This is a genomic window from Jannaschia donghaensis (assembly GCF_001403795.1).
In the GTDB taxonomy this organism is placed as follows: domain Bacteria; phylum Pseudomonadota; class Alphaproteobacteria; order Rhodobacterales; family Rhodobacteraceae; genus Jannaschia; species Jannaschia donghaensis.
In genome coordinates, this window is sequence record NZ_CXSU01000012.1 from 682,934 (window position 1) to 699,224 (window position 16,291).

Annotated in this window: 17 protein-coding genes; 6 read left to right on the forward strand and 11 right to left on the reverse strand. The window is 65.5% G+C overall.

Features of this window, described 5'->3' with window-relative positions; translation table 11 throughout:
* From JDO7802_RS18290 to JDO7802_RS12600, 4 genes are all read right to left on the reverse strand, one after another.
* A partial coding sequence (locus tag JDO7802_RS18290) for a patatin-like phospholipase family protein (RefSeq protein WP_055086090.1) occupies nucleotides 1-940 on the reverse strand: 940 nt, incomplete at its 3' end.
* Nucleotides 937-2,307, reverse strand: coding sequence for a GntP family permease (locus JDO7802_RS12590; RefSeq protein WP_055087236.1), 1,371 nt, complete (start codon nucleotides 2,305-2,307; stop codon nucleotides 937-939). The genes JDO7802_RS18290 and JDO7802_RS12590, both read right to left, overlap by 4 nt.
* Nucleotides 2,308-2,457: 150 nt before the next feature.
* Nucleotides 2,458-3,177: a class I SAM-dependent methyltransferase gene (locus JDO7802_RS12595; RefSeq protein ID WP_055086092.1), complete on the reverse strand. Its 720-nt coding sequence runs from the start codon at nucleotides 3,175-3,177 to the stop codon at nucleotides 2,458-2,460.
* 79 nt (nucleotides 3,178-3,256) lie between these two features.
* Nucleotides 3,257-4,159 carry an AraC family transcriptional regulator gene (locus JDO7802_RS12600; RefSeq protein ID WP_055086094.1) on the reverse strand — a complete coding sequence of 301 codons (903 nt, stop codon included), beginning with the start codon at nucleotides 4,157-4,159 and terminating at the stop codon, nucleotides 3,257-3,259.
* Between the two features lie 197 nt (nucleotides 4,160-4,356).
* Here JDO7802_RS12600 and JDO7802_RS12605 point away from each other — a divergent pair, with 197 nt between their 5' ends.
* Together JDO7802_RS12605 and JDO7802_RS12610 are read left to right on the forward strand one after the other, a co-directional pair.
* Nucleotides 4,357-5,214, forward strand: a complete 858-nt coding sequence (locus tag JDO7802_RS12605) for an oxidoreductase (RefSeq protein WP_055086096.1) — start codon at nucleotides 4,357-4,359, stop codon at nucleotides 5,212-5,214.
* 113 nt (nucleotides 5,215-5,327) lie between these two features.
* Nucleotides 5,328-5,648, forward strand: coding sequence for an Atu4866 domain-containing protein (locus JDO7802_RS12610; RefSeq protein ID WP_083481244.1), 321 nt, complete (start codon nucleotides 5,328-5,330; stop codon nucleotides 5,646-5,648).
* Between the two features lie 23 nt (nucleotides 5,649-5,671).
* Here the strand turns inward: JDO7802_RS12610 and JDO7802_RS12615 are convergent, their stop codons facing one another.
* The 4 genes from JDO7802_RS12615 to JDO7802_RS12630 form a co-directional block, all read right to left on the reverse strand.
* Nucleotides 5,672-6,511, reverse strand: a complete 840-nt coding sequence (locus JDO7802_RS12615) for a DJ-1/PfpI family protein (protein ID WP_055086098.1) — start codon at nucleotides 6,509-6,511, stop codon at nucleotides 5,672-5,674.
* Between the two features lie 296 nt (nucleotides 6,512-6,807).
* Nucleotides 6,808-7,152, reverse strand: coding sequence for a hypothetical protein (locus tag JDO7802_RS18005; protein WP_144430610.1), 345 nt, complete (start codon nucleotides 7,150-7,152; stop codon nucleotides 6,808-6,810).
* A gap of 112 nt (nucleotides 7,153-7,264) precedes the next feature.
* On the reverse strand, nucleotides 7,265-7,561 hold the full coding sequence (locus tag JDO7802_RS12625) for a helix-turn-helix domain-containing protein (RefSeq protein WP_055086102.1): 297 nt from the start codon (nucleotides 7,559-7,561) through the stop codon (nucleotides 7,265-7,267).
* Complete coding sequence (locus tag JDO7802_RS12630; protein WP_055086103.1) at nucleotides 7,561-7,899, reverse strand: type II toxin-antitoxin system RelE/ParE family toxin; 339 nt, start codon at nucleotides 7,897-7,899, stop codon at nucleotides 7,561-7,563. Before JDO7802_RS12630 ends, JDO7802_RS12625 begins: the two co-directional genes overlap by 1 nt.
* 96 nt (nucleotides 7,900-7,995) lie before the next feature.
* Here JDO7802_RS12630 and JDO7802_RS12635 point away from each other — a divergent pair, with 96 nt between their 5' ends.
* The gene (locus JDO7802_RS12635) at nucleotides 7,996-8,598 is read left to right on the forward strand and encodes a recombinase family protein (protein WP_187298137.1); all 603 of its coding nucleotides are present in this window, start codon (nucleotides 7,996-7,998) and stop codon (nucleotides 8,596-8,598) included.
* 145 nt (nucleotides 8,599-8,743) lie between these two features.
* Here the strand turns inward: JDO7802_RS12635 and JDO7802_RS17685 are convergent, their stop codons facing one another.
* The 3 genes from JDO7802_RS17685 to JDO7802_RS12650 all read right to left on the reverse strand — a co-directional run bounded on the left by JDO7802_RS17685 (nucleotide 8,744) and on the right by JDO7802_RS12650 (nucleotide 14,195).
* The gene (locus tag JDO7802_RS17685; RefSeq protein ID WP_187298138.1) at nucleotides 8,744-9,529 is read right to left on the reverse strand and encodes a protein-L-isoaspartate O-methyltransferase family protein; all 786 of its coding nucleotides are present in this window, start codon (nucleotides 9,527-9,529) and stop codon (nucleotides 8,744-8,746) included.
* Nucleotides 9,530-9,895: 366 nt separating this feature from the next.
* A complete protein-coding gene (locus JDO7802_RS12645; protein WP_055086107.1) occupies nucleotides 9,896-11,893 on the reverse strand; it encodes a calcineurin-like phosphoesterase C-terminal domain-containing protein in 1,998 nt (665 codons plus the stop codon).
* A 289-nt stretch (nucleotides 11,894-12,182) separates the two neighbouring features.
* Nucleotides 12,183-14,195 carry a PhoX family protein gene (locus tag JDO7802_RS12650; protein WP_055086109.1) on the reverse strand — a complete coding sequence of 671 codons (2,013 nt, stop codon included), beginning with the start codon at nucleotides 14,193-14,195 and terminating at the stop codon, nucleotides 12,183-12,185.
* A gap of 429 nt (nucleotides 14,196-14,624) precedes the next feature.
* On the opposite strand from JDO7802_RS12650, the gene JDO7802_RS18410 reads away from it, so the two are divergent.
* The 3 genes from JDO7802_RS18410 (at nucleotide 14,625) to JDO7802_RS12665 (ending at nucleotide 15,826) form a co-directional block, all read left to right on the forward strand.
* Nucleotides 14,625-14,957, forward strand: a complete 333-nt coding sequence (locus JDO7802_RS18410; RefSeq protein WP_055086111.1) for a hypothetical protein — start codon at nucleotides 14,625-14,627, stop codon at nucleotides 14,955-14,957.
* 22 nt (nucleotides 14,958-14,979) lie between these two features.
* Nucleotides 14,980-15,177 carry a hypothetical protein gene (locus JDO7802_RS18415; protein ID WP_055086113.1) on the forward strand — a complete coding sequence of 66 codons (198 nt, stop codon included), beginning with the start codon at nucleotides 14,980-14,982 and terminating at the stop codon, nucleotides 15,175-15,177.
* A 451-nt stretch (nucleotides 15,178-15,628) separates the two neighbouring features.
* Nucleotides 15,629-15,826: a hypothetical protein gene (locus JDO7802_RS12665; protein WP_055086115.1), complete on the forward strand. Its 198-nt coding sequence runs from the start codon at nucleotides 15,629-15,631 to the stop codon at nucleotides 15,824-15,826.
* The last annotated feature ends 465 nt before the right edge of the window (nucleotides 15,827-16,291 follow it).

The following is a 16,291-nucleotide window of genomic DNA, read 5'->3' on the forward strand; positions in this document are numbered from 1 at the left end:
GCCAGTGTTCCGCCGCAGCGCTCCCAATTTTGCGCAACTGCAGGAGCGCTTGCGGCGAGGCGTCCATCTTGCTGCCCGGCGGGAGGTGCCGCATCGCCTCCTCGTCAGCGATGCGGTGCAGGCGGATCTTGCGCTTGGGCCTTGCGTCCTGGCGCGCCATCATCTCGCGGATCAGCGCGATGCCCCGCAGCTCGCTCAGGAGGCTTGCGTTGAAGACGATCTCGTTGAGCCGCTGCTCGACATCGACACCGCGAAGGGGCAGGTCGTCGCGCCGGAACGGATTGACCTGCACGAAGACGATATCGTCCGCCCCCGCCTCGCGCACGAGCGGCATCAGCGGCGGGTTTCCCGTATAGCCGCCGTCCCAATAGGCCTCGCCCGCGATCTCGACGGCGCGGTAGAGCGTCGGCAGGCAGGCGGAGGCCAGGGTGGTCCTGGCGTCGATGGCGGGTTGGCGGAAGATCTCGAGCTCGCCGGAGCGCAGGTTCGTTGCGGCTTGGAAGAGGCGCGGCGCGGGGTTCGAATTGATGCGGTCCCAATCGAAAAGATCTTCGACGATCCGGCGGAGCGGATTCACGTCAAACGGGTTGAACTGATAGGGCGAGAGCACCCCCTCCCAGCCCTGCAGCCAGGCGCGCATCGGTGTTTGCCCGAAGGGCGTGGCCGCGATGAACCGTTCGTAGGGGCGAACCCGCGCGGGGCTGAATGCATGGACCCCAGCGACGTGCCGCCAGAACCGGCGCAGCAGGTCGCGCGCCTGTTCCGGTCCGTCCCCGGCAAGGCCATCGGCGACCGCGACCGCGTTCATCGCCCCGGCGCTCGCGCCGCTCAGCGCGACGATCTCGACCTCTTCCTGCAACAGGCGGTCGAGAACACCCCAGGTGAAGGCACCATGGGCACCGCCGCCTTGCAACGCCAACGCGATCCGCGGACGGGTCATTGCACGAACGACAGCGCGAGGACTGCCGCCAGACCCAGAAGCGGCCCGATCACCGCCACCATGAAGATGTCGAAATAGCTCTTCGTGTGTGTGAGCCCCGTGATCGCCAGGAGTGTGATGACCGCGCCGTTATGCGGCAGCACGTCGAAGCCACCAGAGGCGAGGGCCGCGACCCGGTGCAGCATCTCGGGCGAGATGCCCACCTCCATCGCCATGGCGAGGTAGGTCTCGCCCAGGGCCTCCAGCGCGATGCTCATGCCCCCCGACGCCGAGCCGGTCACGCCGGCCAGGATGTTGACGGCGACCGCCTCGGAGATGAGCGGATTGCCCGGCGCGATCTGCACCAGCGCGTCGCGCAGCAACGCGAAGGCCGCGAGCGATGCGATGACGGTGCCGTAGCCCACCTCGCTCGCCGTGTTGAAGATCGGCAGGAAGGAGGCCGCGACGCCAGCTTTGACTGTCTCATTCAGATCCTCAAGGCGGCGCAGGTTCACCCCAATGCACGCGAGGATCGCCAGCGTCAGCGCCACGATCAACGCCCAGGTGCCGCGCACGGCGTCCAGCGTGGTCGCGCCGTAACCGACCTCGGCCAGGTAGGCAGTGTCGAGCGCCGGCAGGATAACGCGCGACGCCACGAGGTTGACCGCGATGACCAGCACGATGGGCGCGGCCGCGATCCAGACGGCCGGCAAGTCCTCGGTCCCCCGGCTGCCTCCGGCGAAATCGTCCGCCTCGCCGTAGTCTTCACCGGCGGCCGCCGCTTGGCGCAGGCGGTGGGTCAGCCACCACATCCCGAAGCCTGCCATGATAACGGCGGCCACGAGGCCCGAGACCGGCGCTGCGAAACTGTCGGTCCCGAAATAGGGGGCGGGAATCGCGTTCTGGATTTGCGGACTGCCCGGCACCGCCGTCATCGTGAAGGTGAACGCCCCGAGCGCGATCGTCGCGGGGATCAGGCGCTTGGGCTGGCCCGCGGCCGCGAAGAGGCTCGCCGCGATGGGATAGACCGCGAAGGCCACCACGAAGAGCGACACGCCCCCGTAGGTTAGCACTGCGCAGGCCACGACCACCGAGAGGGCGGATCGCCCCGCGCCAAGGCGCGCCACGATCCAGCGCGCGATCGCCTCGGCCGAGCCGGTCGCCTGCATGAGCGTCCCGAAGATTGCGCCGAGCAGGAAAAGTGGGAAGAAGCGCACCACATAGCCGCCCATCGCGGGCAGGAAGACCTGCGTGTAGGTACCCAGAACTGGCCCGCCTTCGTTCAGCACGACTGCCAGGACCGCCAGGACCGGGGCCAGGACGATGACACTCACGCCGCGATAGGCGAGCAGGATAAGAAGTCCGAGCGAAAGGAGAATTCCGAGCATGGATCGCCGCGTGCTGTGTATGAGACCGAACGGGCGTTCCCGCGCGTTCAGGTCATAGCTCCATGTTTCTGCGGCGGCGGCCTTGACCTGCGTCAAGCGCGGTAAGGCCGCCCAAATCGAACGAAGCCGCCCGTATCTTCAGCGTGCAGCCTATCGCTCCAACCGCAGCACGGCCGCCCAAAACGGCCCCGCCGCGGGGCCGATGCGCTCGACCACCCATCCCGTCGCCATTGGCAGCCTTTGGAGTTCCACCGGTTCGGGATGAAACCACGGCACCCATTCGCCGACCGCGCCCTGGTACTCGAAGCGCATCTCGATCTCGCCGATAGGGCGCCCGCGGTCGCGGTTGCGCCGGTGGTAGGCGAGGTGATGGGGCACCTCGGTCCGCGCGATGTCGAGGCCGGTGACGAGGAGGCATCCGCCCGGTGCCGTCACGCCCGCCAGCCGCCGCAACAGCGTCGCCGCGCCCTCGAAGGTCCCGCCGATGCCGAGGTTGTTGCCCAGGAGGGTGATCGTCCGGAACCGTCCGTCTTTCAACGCGTCGGACGCCGGGTCCATCGCATCGCCGAGCCGCACGTCCGCGCAGCCCCTCGCGCGGGCCACCGCCACCGCGCCGGGCGAAAGGTCGATGCCTGTCGCGGCGATGCCTCGCCCTTGCAGCCACAGAAGCGTCCGTCCCGCCCCGCAGCCCACGTCGAGGACGGGTCCTTCGGCCTGCCTGAGAAGCTCTGCCTCGTGCGGGAACGGTTCCGAAGAGAAGTAGAGACCGGGATCGTGCGCGTCGACGTGATCGTCGTCGCGCCGGATGGTCAGCAGCCGGCCGTGATGCCCGGCCTGTCGGTCGCGAAGGGCGTTGCCGAAGAGGTCCATCCAGAAAGGGTACCCGCCACACCTCTGGAATGCACGGGGGTCAGGCCACTCGGCCACCGGTCGCGTAGAGCCAGAGTCCTCAAAGCGAAGCGACCGTTCGCCTTTCCGTTTCGAAGGTTTTTATATCTCGAACAGGCGGCTTGCCGAACTGGCGGTGATATTCGCGGGAGAACTGCGACGGGCTTTCGTAGCCGACGGCGAAGGCGGCCTCGGCGGCACTGCGCGCCTCGAAGAGCATCAGGCGACGGGCTTCCAGAAGGCGCAGGCGCTTCTGATATTGGAGAGGCGAGGTCTGGGTGATTGCCTTGAAGTGCTGGTGGAGCGCCGAGGGCTGCATCCGGGCGGCCTCGGAGAGGCGGGCCATCTCGAAGGGTTCGCGGTATCGCTCCCGGATCCAGGCAATGGCGCGCGCGACGTGGCGTTCGGGGCCAGGCGCAAGGACGGCGCGGGCGACGGCGCGGCCCCCCGGGGCGCTCAGGACGCGGTAGAGCAACTCGCGCTCATAGAGCGGTGCGAGGGGGGCCACGTCCGCGGGCGTCTCCACGAGGCCCACGAGGCGATCCGCCGCGTCGAGGATATTCGGCGTCGTCCGGCCGAGCGACAGGCCAGGAGCGCCGGACCCGCCTCCGCCGTCCCATGGCAGTCCCGCCGCCAACTCGGCCAGCAGGCTCGCTTCGATGTCGAGCTTCAGGCAAAGATAGGGCCGATCCGGCGTTGCCTGGGTGACCTGCCCGACGATGGGCAGATCAAAGGAGACCGCAAGGTAGCGCGCGGCATCGTATTCGTAGACCTGCTCGCCGAGAAGGACGCGCTTGGCCCCTTGCACGACGATGCAGATCGCCGGCTCGTGGACGGCGTGGATGTCCTGTGTGGGTGTGCCGCTTCGAATGAGGTGCAGGCGCGGGACGGGTGTTGCATGGATGCCATCGGTCCGAGCGGATCGGGCAACCTTCGTGGTGAGGGTGCGAAGCGGATCATTCATCTTGGCCCTCCCTAGGCTGGCCTGCGGTCAGGTGTATTGTCGCCCTCGGGATGTCGAGGCTCAACGTGTTTCTGGGCCGAGGCGGAGGATCGGGCAATCATTCCGGGCGATCGGTCTACCGCCCCTACGGCTGTGCTCGCCATCTTGGCGTTCGAAGGGCGGCCGATTCTGGCGGCCCCAGATCGACGGAGAGAGACATGGCGGACGATACAAAGGTCTGGTTCATCACGGGCGCATCGCGGGGCATGGGCCTCGAGATCGCCAAGGCAGCGCTCGCTGCGGGCGACAGGGTCGTGGCCACGGGCCGCGACGTAGGGACGGTGGAGGCCGCTCTGCCGAAAGGGGACGACGTGCTCGCCCTCGCCCTCGACGTCACCGACGCAGGCCGCGCCGAGGTCGCGGTGGGCGAAGCGGTTGAGCGGTTCGGCCGCATCGACGTGCTGGTCAATAACGCGGGTTACGGACAGCTCGGCGTCTTCGAAGAGATCGAAGCGAAGACGATTGCGCGTCAGTTCGATACCAATGTGCACGGGCTGATGCACGTCACCCGCGCGGTGCTGCCGGTGATGCGCGCACAGAAGGGCGGGCACGTCTTCAACATCTCCTCCGTGGGCGGGGCACTCGGCTTCGATATCGCGGGGATCTACTGCGCCACCAAATTCGCGGTCGAGGGCTTCTCGGAATGCCTCGCCCTGGAGGTGAAGCCCTTCGGCATCGGCGTGACGATCGTCGAACCGGGCTTCTTCCGGACCGACTTCCTCCACGACAGCTCGATCCGCTTCTCGGACAAGCAGATCCCGGACTATGCCGAATACGGCGCTGCGACCAAGAGCTTCTACGGCTCGCAAAACCAAGTCCAGGCCGGCGACCCGGCCAGGCTCGGAACCGCGCTCGTGCGGATCAGCCGCGAGGCCGAGCCGCCCCTGCGCCTCGCCATGGGTTCCGACGCGGTCCAGTTCCTGGGTCAGGCCTACGAGGCACGGCAGGCCGAACTCGCCAGGTGGACCGATCTGTCGAGGTCCACCGATTTCGAGGCCGAGACCGCCGCAGAATGAGGATCGATCAGCTCGACAAAAGCGACGGCGCGGCACCGCACCAGCGCAGATACCGGATGAGGAGATCGATCCATGCCATACGAAAGACGCTTCTCGGCACGGGCGTCGCGCTTATGAGCGCCATCGGGGCCCAGGGTCAGCTCGTCACCACGGACGTCCCGCCTGCGCCACGACCCGAGGCAGAGACCGAGCCGCAGGATCACCCCTATGTCGGGATGTGGGTCACCGAGGATGGGCACATTCGACATGAGCTTCTGAACAATGGCCGCTACGATGAGGCGCGTGGCACTCGCCAAAGTGCCTGGCAAGGGCGCTACCGCGTTACCGGCGACATAATCCAATACTGGGACGACACAGGCTTCTATGCCGACGGGCAGTTCCGGAACGACGTCCTCTACCACGCAGGATACATCCTCTTTCGAGAGAACCGATAGAGAAACGGCACAACATATATATCCTACCGCCGCTCGCCTGCGACGGCGCGGGCATGGTCCTCGAAGCCGGGGAACATGCCCGCCATCATCTCGCGGATATCGGGCGGGGCGGTCTCGAGAGTTCCGGCCGAAAGTGGCGGCTCGGGCGCGTATTCTGCCAGCAGCTGCACCGCTTGGGCATAGCGGGTGCCGCGCAACTCCTCGAGCATGGCGAGGCCGAAGTCGATCCCGGCGGTCACGCCGCCCCCGGTGATACGGTTGCGGTCGCGCACGATGCGGGCGTTGACGGCCTCGGTTCCAAAGGCGTCCAGCGTATGGCGTGCCAGCCAATGCGTCGCTGCCTTGTAGCCGTCCAGCAACCCCGCTTGGCCCAATAGCAGCGCGCCGGTGCACACGGCGGTGACGTAGTCGGCCCGCGCGCCCCGAGAAGCGAGGAAGTCCACCGTCTCCGCGTCCTCCATGGCGTTAAGGGTACTTGAAATGCCGCCGGGGGCGAAGAGGACCGTGGGCGCTTCCGGGGCGGTGTCGAAGGTGGTGTCCGGCACGATAACCAGCCGGGTGTCGGACACGACCGGATCGAGGGTCTTGGCGACGACCTGCACGGTGGCGCCCCAAAGCGAGCCGAACATGTATTGCGGCCCCACGAGGTCGAGCGCAGTCATGCCGGGATAGGCCAGCATGAGCACGGTTTCGTCGCCCGTCCAGTCGGGCGGCCAAACGGACATGTCGTGGAGCGGCACATCGAGGACCGCGCGGGCCGAGCCCTCGGGCAGAGCCGTCTGCGCGCGCGCGGGACGCGGTGCGGCGGCCGTACCGAGAAGACCTGCGGCGGCGAGGAGGGCGAAATGGCGTCGGTCGATCATGGCGATTTCCTATAGGTTAATGAGGTAAGGTGGTCGCTCCGGCGGTCGTCGCGCCCTGCAAAGGAACGGCGCGCCCGAGATGGGTCCGGAGAGCGGGCGCGCGGCCCGCCGGCAAGGTTGATATGCGCAATCCACGCCCGGTAAGCCGACCACCCGCCTTGGCGAAGAGCCCCCAGAGAAAACAACAGACAAGACATCTGGGATATGTGGCGCTTGGGCGAGCGGCACGGTGCGATTGCGCTGGATCTTACTCCCCGAAGCGGCCCGTCGGTCGGCCCGTTCCACGCGGGAATCGATCAGACTGGAACGGGCGGTGCCCTTTCGGGCGGGGGGCCGTCCCAATGGGCCGGATTGCAGGGGGCGGTGCAGCACGCGGGTGCAGGGATCGGGGTGTGGACGAGCCGGGTCCAGGCCGGTGTCGGCGGCGCGGAGGAATTGGGCGTCGCGGAGGCGAGGCAGGGCCCGTGCTCCTCGATCTCCGTCTTCACCGGGGTGCCATCCGCCGCGAAGGTGATCGTCACGAGTTCGGCACCCCGGCAGATGACCACGCTCTCCAACCCCGCGACCTGCGCCAGTACGGCGCTTGCCCGCGGTAGGAGCATGCCGATGGAGAGGAGTAGGATCAGGAGGAGCCGCATCATAGCCTGCCTAGCAGAGAGGAATGGAACGTGCCTAGGGTAACGCCTCCGCCGGATGGACAGGCGGGGTCGATGACGAGGATGAGGCGCTCCACAGGCAATGCGGCAGCGGCATCTACACGGCCTTATCGACACCCAACTTGATGGCGAGTCCGGCGCGCGCGGACAGCTCGACGAGCGCGTCGAGGCTGAACTTGGCGATCTTCCCGCGCAGAAGGTCGTTCAGCCGTGGCTGGGTAACCCTGAGCCGCTCTGCGGCCTTCGCCTGCGTCAGACCCCAGGACCGGACCTCCTGTTCGACGGCCGTCAGGAGCTTTGACCGCAGCCGCATGTTCGCGGCTTCCTCGGGCGTGTCCTCGATCGCGTTCCAGACGGAGTCGAAGGACTGCACGTCGAAATCGTCGTCGGGCATCACTTCTTCCCCTTCATCTGCATGGTGGTGAACGTTCGTAGCCGACCGTTCGCCAAGTCGAGATCTCGCGTCGGGGTCTTCTGCGCTTTCTTCTCGCAGGCGTGCAGAACGACGACAGCGTCGGCTAGATGTCCCCCGTAGAGGATGCGAAAGGCGCCGCCGTCGCCGTGGATACGGACCTGCCGCGCACCCGGGTCGACCGTGGCCATCGGCTTCCAGTCGCTCGGCTCCAGACCCTGCTGGACCTTGTGCAATTGCACGCCTGTGTCCTGCCGCGCGCCTTCGGGAGAGGGCCGCACCTGGTCGAAGGCATCTCCGAGGAACATGATCCGCTTCACGCCTCACCTATATCGAATTAGATATAAGTGAGCAGGCTGATCGGGGTTCAACCCAAGAGAAGAACCCCACGATGAGTATTTCATGGAATGCTGAGAATGCAGCCGTCCCGCCCGCCCGGGCGGAGCGACGGCTACGCCCGAGTATCGACGACCGACCAGGATCTCGATGTGCGGTACGAGGCGCTGGAGAAAGCAGGCTGCCGCGTGATCCGCGCCGAGAACGTTTCCGGCACGTCGGTCCGGGGCAGGGACGGGCTGCGAACACGGCTCGACGTCATTCGGCCCGGTGACGAACTCGTTGTCACCCGTGTCGATTGCCTGGCGCGGTCGATGGGCGATTTGCAGGATATCATCCGCGAGCTGAAGGCGAAGGGCGCGACGCTCCCGCGCAACCGAACAGCCCATCGATACTTCTACACTGGCAGGCGAGCCATTCCCAACATGCTTGGCGTCTTCGCGGAGTTCGAGACCAATCTCCGGCGGGAGCGGCAGATGGAAGGGATTGCGAAAGCCAAAGTACGGGGCGTTTACAAAGGCCGAAAGGCGTCGATCGACGTGGGGCAGGTCCGCCGCCTCTTGGTCGAGGGCGTTCGGCCGAGCGCCGTGGCAAGACAACTCGGCATCAGCCGGACGAGCGTCTGGCGGGTGAGCCGATGTGTTGCGCTTGACAGCACCGGCACCCATACCCTCTCGAAATGAGCAAGCGCCGGGACCGTCCCGTATAGGTTGGTCCCGGCCGCGTCACGCGATGAGACCCATGCAGAACACACCTATTCGTTCCAAGAGCCTGCGCCCGGTCGGATTGCTTCCACAGGGCCAGGCGAGCAACGCGTTCACACCGGCATCAAGTGACCGCATTCTCTAGGCAGGCTCCGTCATCCGTGTCGATCATTCGCAGGTGCCAATCAACCAGTCTGGATGGGTCCGAGAATAGATCGGTCACGCGTCGTGCAAACGCGTCGTCTCTCGCGCCGATGCAGGGGTAGAATCCGCATTGTCCCAAGGTAACGGCATCAAATCCATCGTTGCATCGACAAGCGAGGATCATCGCACCCCAGCCAGTAGTCCCGGTCAGCGGCAAAAGAAGGCGGGCATCCGGTGCCAGACGCGACGACCACGCCTTAGGGATATGAGTGACGCCCGCAAACGCGACGATGAGGTCGAAGGCATCGTCCCCGCGAAGATCGGTGGCGGCGTTGCCATGGCGGATCTCGACATTGGACCAGGCAGCGAGATTGACAGCGGCGCGCTCAGCCAAGTCTTGCTGTGCCTCATAGGCGAGCACACGGCCGTCCGGTCCGGCAAGATGGCCAAGGATCGCGCTATAATATCCGACCCCTGCGCCAACTTGGAGAATGCGGGCACCCGGCTGGATATCCGCGCGGGTCAAAAGACGTGCCCAGAGGCTGGGTTCCCCGATATTGATGCCCTTCTCCTCGTCCAGCACTATGAGGACGCTGTGGTAGAGCCATCGCGGGTCGTTATCGGGCGTGTGTCGGATGGCAAAACCGTTCTGCGCGAGGGCGGAGCGTACTTTCCACGGACCGGGTCCGGCGAATGTCTCACGCGGGATCATCTTGAAGGCCTGAAGAGTCCGATCCGGTGCCGGACCATTTCCGAGGGCGGCCATGACGCGAAGCTGGTCGGCAAAGTAGTCAGCATGCATGGGTCGGTCTCCACCAAGCGTGTTGCCCCGGAGACTAGCACGAACGCCCGCTCCGAAGAATGGCCCAAGGGGAGCGCGATGTGGGCCCCACATTCGTTCCTGGTGTTTGCGGAAGGAGGCTTTGCTGGGGCCGATGCGTTTTCAAGGAACGCGTCGGAGACCGGGCGAGGCAAGCAAAAGATGCCACTCTTCCAGCCTGGAAGCGGATCGCAGACCATGCTCCGACAGGACGTTTAGCTTCGCGCGTGCGAACGCCGCCGGTCGGGATGGGCCCAAGACCGAGCGGCAAGGCCGCGCTCGCCCGCGCTGCCTTGCCGTCCAGCAGTCCGGTCAGTTCGCGGCGTCCTGCCAGAGCGTGTCATCCCAGTACGGGAAGGGCCGCTCCGGGCGCATCTCGAAGACGATGTAGTCCGTCCATTCGCGCCCGTCGGGCTGCACCGCCGTCACGCGCGCCACGTGCGTTCCCGATGGCAGATCCGCAGGCATCTCCAACCGCCACAGATGCGGCGACTGGTCCGCGACCATCCAGGCTTCGGCAGATTGCGGCTTCGCGGGTCCGAAATCAGAGCCCTGCCAAAGCTCGAAGCCCTGCGCGCGCGGGTCGCCCTGCGTACTCTCCCAGCCGTAGCGACCGACGGTCATCTGCCGCGGCACGGAGAACGGATCGGCATACTCGGCGCCCGTCAGCACGTCCTCGCCTTCGCCAGACTGGCTTCGCCTCATGGGCATCCGTGGCCCGTCGCCGATCTGCGCGAAGACCTCCGTCGTGCGGCCGCCGTTCCAGACATTGGCCGTCAACCAGGTGGTGCCGTCGATGTCCGCGGGCGTAAGAAGGCGGGTGTCGGGCAGATCGTTGACGGTGACCGGCGGCGTCCCGGATATGCCGGCCGCCTCCTCGTCCTCGTCGTCGCGCGTTTCGGTCCAGTCCATCAGTGTCGTGAACCAGTCGCGGAAGCCGGGGGTGTTGAAGGCAAGACCCATCTGGCGGTCCGAAGGCATCCCCGCTGCGCGGAAGTCGACAGTGAACTCCGCGCCGTCGAAGCGAACCATCATGTAGCCCGGCGGCGTGCCGCCCCGCGCGAAGGACAGGGGCGTGCCGTCGAAACCCATGTCGCCGAAGAACCAGTTGCCCGAGGGCGCCCCGCCGACCACGTGGGGGAAGGGCAGGCGGGTGACGCCGACCTGTTCCTCCCACCCCTGATACCACTCGCCAGCGTCGAGATACTCCAACGTGTGGGTGTGGCCCGAGAAACTGACGGCGGGGCGGCCGGCCAGCATCTCGTGGATGTCTGCGAGGTTGTCGGTCTGGTGGCGCCCGGTATTGCTGTCGATGAACGACACGAAAGGGATGTGGTGGAGCATGACGATCAGGCGATCCTCGGGCGTATTCTCGAGGATGCCGGCCAGCCACTCCATCTGCCGGTCGGTGACGCGGCCGTTGTAGACCGTCTGCTCCGGATCGGTACAGGCGTCGCGCCCGCCGGGGCCGTCATCTTGCGGGCCGCAGGGATAGACCACGTTGTCGAGCGCGATGAAGGTCGCCTCGCCGATCTCGAACGCATAGTAGTTTGGACCGTAGATCTGCCGCCAGCTGTCGGCGGAATGCTCGTCGGTGGACGCGTCGAAGTCGAAGTCGTGGTTCCCGTGTACGTAGTACTGCGGCAGGCCGACCGACGAGAACAGGGACATGAACCGTGGCAGCAGGCTCAGGTCGTCGCCCATCACATCGCCCAGCATGACCATGCATTCCGCGTCCGACAGGTCCTCGGCCAGGATCGAGTCGAGCGTGGCATCGCGGACGTAGCCGATCTCGGTGTTGGAATACGGCTGCGTGTCGCCCATCATCACGCAGCTGAACGCGTCCGTGGGGCCCGTCCGGACCAGCGGAAAGTCGATCGTTTCCGGCAGCGGTCCGGTCGGCTCCAGCCCGCCATAGCGCAGGTCCTCGGGCGTGCCCTCGGGGAGGTGATGGCGGAAGAATTGCGGCACACCGTTCCGGTCTGTCGGCACGTCGTAGGCGGCCGGCTCCACGATCATCACCGTCATGTTCTCGTAGGTCGGAAGCTCGTAGGTCCCGTCCGCGTCCGTCACCACGACGTCGCGACCGTTCGAAACCATGACGCCCGCCACCCCGGGCTCGTCTGCCTGGAACCCGCCGTCGCGGCTGAGGTCGTGGAACACTGTTCCCGACACGGTCTCGGCCCCTTCCGCCGTGCCCGTCGCGCTGATGCCCGCGACGTAATCGAAGTCGGCCAAGGCGTTTCCGGGTAAGATCATGGCGGTCGCGGCAAGCAAGGCGGCGCGACCCAAAGCTATCGTCACGGTCATCGGTTCATCTCCCATTCCATCGAGCGCCACGCGGGCGCGGGCAGCCCGAGAGTCGGCGATTTTTGTGAAGACCGGATGTCGGCCGGGTCATGGAACGGTGACGCCTTCGCGCCCAGCAGGTTCTTGCCGATCTATCGTCCACGCCAGCCATCAGGGCGAGGGGCCCGGAACGCGACCGCACGCCCGAGGCGAGATCGGAGCCTCGGACGTACCTGCCTTAAAGGACCACCACGCGCCAAACTTCAAGCGAAGGTGTCGGACCTTTGGCGCAAGAGAAGCGATCGAGCGTTCAGGCGATCCTGCCGCCATCCCGCTTCGTGACCGTCATCACCGCCGGGCGCGGCGGCATGCCGGGCTGGAAGTCAGGCCAGCGGGTCGACGGATCGTCGAACGTCGAGACGCGGCCGAACTCGGGCCAATCCTCGCCACCGTCGCCCGGATGCTGGATCGCCAGGAACAGCGTCTCGCCGTCGGGGGTGAAATACGGCCCGCAAAGTTCCGCGCCGGCCGGACAGCGGAAGAAGTGCTTCGAGGTCGCACGCATGTCGCCCTCGGTCTCCAGCGACCACAGCCCGTCCGAACGGCCGGTGTCCACACCGGAGTTTCCGTCGGTCGAGATCCACAGCCGCCCGTCCGGATCGACCGCGCAGTTGTCGGGCATGCCGAACCACCCATCCTCGGTCGTGGCGGTGGAGAAGGTGGCACCGACCTCGGCGATCTTGGGGTCGCCGCACTTGACGAGGATCTCCCAGGTCATCGTGTCGGCGGCGAAGTCCATATCCGGGGCTGTGATCTCGATGATATGTCCGAAAACGTTCTCCGGCCGGGGATTGGCCGCATTTTCTTCGCCCGGTTTGCGCCGCGTGTTGTTGGTCAGCATCACGTAGACCGTGCCGCGTTCGGGATTGGGTTCAACGTCCTCGGGGCGATCCATCGGCGTCGCCTCCAGGAAGTCGGCGGCGCGGCGCGTCTGCACCATCACGTCGCCCTGGTCGGCGAAATCGTTCTCAGGCGTGAGCGGGCCGGTCCCAAAGGTCAGCGGCATCCAGTGGACCGTCCCGTTCGCCTCGAAGCGCGCGACCGACAACGTGCCTTTGTCGAGGATGTCGCGATCGGGGCTCGACGGATCCCAGGCCGCGTCGGAAACGAAGCGGTAGACGTAGTCGAACCGCTGATCGTCGCCCATGAAAACGACGACCCGACCGTCCGGGTTCAGTACCGAATGGGCTCCTTCGTGCTTGAAGCGTCCGAGCGCGGTCCGCTTGACCGGCGCGGCGTTCGGGTTGGCCGGATCGACCTCGACCATCCAGCCGAAGCGGTTCGGCTCGTTGGGTTCCTTCGCGACGTCGAAGCGATCATAGTGCTGGCCCCAAGCGTACCAGCGGCCGGGAATGCCGTAGCGCTCGAACGCGACCTTGGCCGGATCGTCTTCCAGGCCCTCGCCCTGGGACTGGTCGTCCGCGCTCCAGAAGTAGCCGTTGAAGTTCTCCTCGGCCATTAGCCAGGTGTTCCACGGTGTGATCCCGCCCGCGCAGTTGTTGATGGTGCCGAGAACCTCGCGTCCGGTCGGATCGTCCGATGTCTTGAGCTTGTCGTGACCGGCGGCGGGCCCTGAGATCGCGATGGGCGTCTTGGCCGTAATGCGGCGGTTAAGCGGGCTGTCGATCACCGCCGACCACTTGCCATCCGGGCTGCGCGCGATCTCCACCACGGTGCCGCCATGCGCCGCCATTTCAACGTCGATGAGGTCTTTCGTCATGCCGGCGAAACCCACAGCATCTTCGTCTTGCCGCCCGAGACCGGGAAACATGAGCTCTTCGTTCGTGTACTCGTGGTTGACGACAAGGACGCCGCGGTCCGCGTCCTCCGGCGCATCGGGGTGGGGCACGAAGCCGACGAAATCGTTGTTGTAGCCGAACTGCCGCGCCTGGGCCGCCGCCGATTGGTTCATGGGATCGAACGGGGGCGAGTCGGGGAAGAGCGGGTCGCCCCACCGCAGAAGGATGTCGGCGTCATAGCCCGGCGCGACCTCGTGGCCCTCGGTCACCTTTGCTGTGATCTCTTCGAAGGCGAAGGACCCCGCGCTGCCCTGCGCCCGTGCGCCGCGCGCCGCCAGCGCCATCGGGCCGACCGTGGCCGAGATGGCCGTGAACCCGAGGACGCCCTTGAGCATGTCGCGGCGGCCCATCCGGGCTGCGATCACGTCGCCGATCGTGGGGACGCCCGAGCGGTTGTCGCTTCGGTCCTCGCGGGCCTCGGCATGCTGTGAGCGTGTCGTGGGATTATGGACTGTGAACTTCATCTGCGCCTCCGTACGCCATGGACAGCTCGGCCTGCGACAGAGTCTGACGACGAGCCTGTCGTAAGCGGTAGCCGAGATTGATGACGCCTGTGCGACAGAGGTTTGCCAGGTCGTCTCATATCGCTGAGGCCCGTTCGACGGCCCATCGACACGCGGGCGCTCCGGTCCGGTGCCGGTTTCCGTCGAAAGGCTTGCCCGCATGTGTGATGAGCCGGAAAAGCGTGGCGCAGGTCACAAAGGCTTCAAATACGGAACGGCACCCTCGGCATGAATGTCGCGGACGCAACCGGATCGGGCTCGGTCGAATGAACCTCGCCACCGCGTTTCTGCTCCTCGCCACCGGCATTCTCGGCGGCCGGGTGAGCGCCATCGCGGGAGGCGGACGATCTTCGCGTTCACCGCCCTGATCACCTCCGGACGCGGCCCCTTATGGCGAACGCATCGAACGCCGTCGCGATCTGCGCCGTGCAGGCCAACCGTGCTGAGCCGCGCGCGGCTGGGCGGCCGTTGGTCGCGCAGACGTTGGTCGCTGCCGCCGGCGGCCTCGTCGGCGCGCTTCTGCTGCACTCCACAGGTGCCGATGCCTTCAGCGCGCTCGTGCCGTGGCTCCTACTGGCCGCGACCCCGCTCATCGCCCTCGGGCCGAAGCTGGCCGCCGCCACGGAGGACTTGCGCTTCGACCGGCCTTTCGTGACTGGCGGGGTGGAGTTCCTCGTCGCCGTTAGGGCGGATAATTCGGGGCGGGGCCAGGCGTCCTTTTGATGGCCGCGCTCACATCGTCGGCGTGCGCGACGTGCAGATGGCGAGCGCGCAAAAGAACCGGCTCGCCACCGTCATCACCGAGATCCCGGTCACCGTCTTCGCGCTCGGGGGCGTCGTGGCATGGCCGCAGGTCAAGACGTCCTCGCAGGCGCGCTGGGCGGCGGCTATTGTGGCGCACGTCTCGGGCGGAGGGTGCCGGGCGGCGCTCTGCGCGTCGTGATGATTGTGGTCGGGTTGGTACTCAGCGGGTGCTACTTCGCAGAGTGACGGAGCTGCTCGTTTCGCCGGGTATCGAAGCAGTGGAAAAATATGTCCCTTTGCCGGGAGGCAACCATCCTTCTAAGGTTGGGCAATCTGATGATAATGAAATCAATAACTTGGAGGGGTCGAGCCGAAACGCCGACACGTCCGAATTCGGGGGTCGGGCACCAGACCCCCTTTTTCGATACGCTCTACCATCGTTCGGCGATGCAATCCGGCGGACCCACGACGGATCGGCCCTACGTCGGTGATCACATTCATCGGGAATAAAGCCAAACGCGTCTGTGGTCCGCCTCCAAACAGCACGATGGCTCGGAGCCCTACTTGGCCGACTGGACCATTCTAGGCAGGGTCAGTCTCTCTCTCCAGTCCCGCAGATCCTGAGCACGGTGCTGCGCCAGAAGGTGAAGATGCAGGGGTTCATCATCTTCGACACGTTCGGGGCCAAGGAACATGAGGTTTTTGTCAAGGACATGACCGGGTGGCTGGAAGACGGCAAAGTGCAGTACCGCGAGCAGGTGGTCGAGGGACTGGAGGCTGCGCCGGAGGCGTTTCTCGACCTGCTGGAGGGTCGCAACTTCGGGAAGATGGTGGTGCGGGTAGGGTGAGGGGGCGAATATCCCGATTAAACCCATTTCACCCGATTTTGCGTCGCTGACAATTGGCCGCAACGCCAGAGCCTGCTGCGCTCGAAATTACCTTACGTACTTAGTGTAAAGAGTACTTGGTTACTTCCAAAATGACTTTTTTTTTCTGAAAAAAATCCAGATCAAGTAATCCGGCACTAACCAAATGATGGCAAAAAATAGATAGAAGGCATATTCTAAAATACCAATTTTATATTCTTGCGATGAAGTAACAAATAGTTGGGTTGATCCAAATGAAATTGCCAATGATGTCAACGCGAAATACAACCGATTTCGGGCGAAAAATGGGGGTCTCAAGAAATATCTCCTACTCACCGTTCCACGAAGCGGTGGTTCGCCATCCCCCAAGATACGTCGCGAGCTCCAACCGTTATCAAATTCGGAAGGCACCTTTGCAGTCTATCTCCGTGTTCAGCTAACGGTTGT

Coding starts and splice junctions, on each gene's coding strand:
- JDO7802_RS12645 (WP_055086107.1), bottom strand. CDS start 11,893: ATGACCGTGACGATAGCTTTGGGTCGCGCCGCCTTGCTTGCCGCGACC.
- JDO7802_RS12600 (WP_055086094.1), bottom strand. CDS start 4,159: ATGAATGATCCGCTTCGCACCCTCACCACGAAGGTTGCCCGATCCGCT.
- JDO7802_RS12635 (WP_187298137.1), top strand. CDS start 7,996: ATGCAGCCGTCCCGCCCGCCCGGGCGGAGCGACGGCTACGCCCGAGTA.
- JDO7802_RS12610 (WP_083481244.1), top strand. CDS start 5,328: ATGAGCGCCATCGGGGCCCAGGGTCAGCTCGTCACCACGGACGTCCCG.
- JDO7802_RS18005 (WP_144430610.1), bottom strand. CDS start 7,152: ATGATGCGGCTCCTCCTGATCCTACTCCTCTCCATCGGCATGCTCCTA.
- JDO7802_RS17685 (WP_187298138.1), bottom strand. CDS start 9,529: ATGGCCGCCCTCGGAAATGGTCCGGCACCGGATCGGACTCTTCAGGCC.
- JDO7802_RS12615 (WP_055086098.1), bottom strand. CDS start 6,511: ATGATCGACCGACGCCATTTCGCCCTCCTCGCCGCCGCAGGTCTTCTC.
- JDO7802_RS12605 (WP_055086096.1), top strand. CDS start 4,357: ATGGCGGACGATACAAAGGTCTGGTTCATCACGGGCGCATCGCGGGGC.
- JDO7802_RS12590 (WP_055087236.1), bottom strand. CDS start 2,307: ATGCTCGGAATTCTCCTTTCGCTCGGACTTCTTATCCTGCTCGCCTAT.
- JDO7802_RS12650 (WP_055086109.1), bottom strand. CDS start 14,195: ATGAAGTTCACAGTCCATAATCCCACGACACGCTCACAGCATGCCGAG.
- JDO7802_RS12595 (WP_055086092.1), bottom strand. CDS start 3,177: ATGGACCTCTTCGGCAACGCCCTTCGCGACCGACAGGCCGGGCATCAC.
- JDO7802_RS12665 (WP_055086115.1), top strand. CDS start 15,629: ATGCAGGGGTTCATCATCTTCGACACGTTCGGGGCCAAGGAACATGAG.
- JDO7802_RS18410 (WP_055086111.1), top strand. CDS start 14,625: ATGGCGAACGCATCGAACGCCGTCGCGATCTGCGCCGTGCAGGCCAAC.
- JDO7802_RS12625 (WP_055086102.1), bottom strand. CDS start 7,561: ATGCCCGACGACGATTTCGACGTGCAGTCCTTCGACTCCGTCTGGAAC.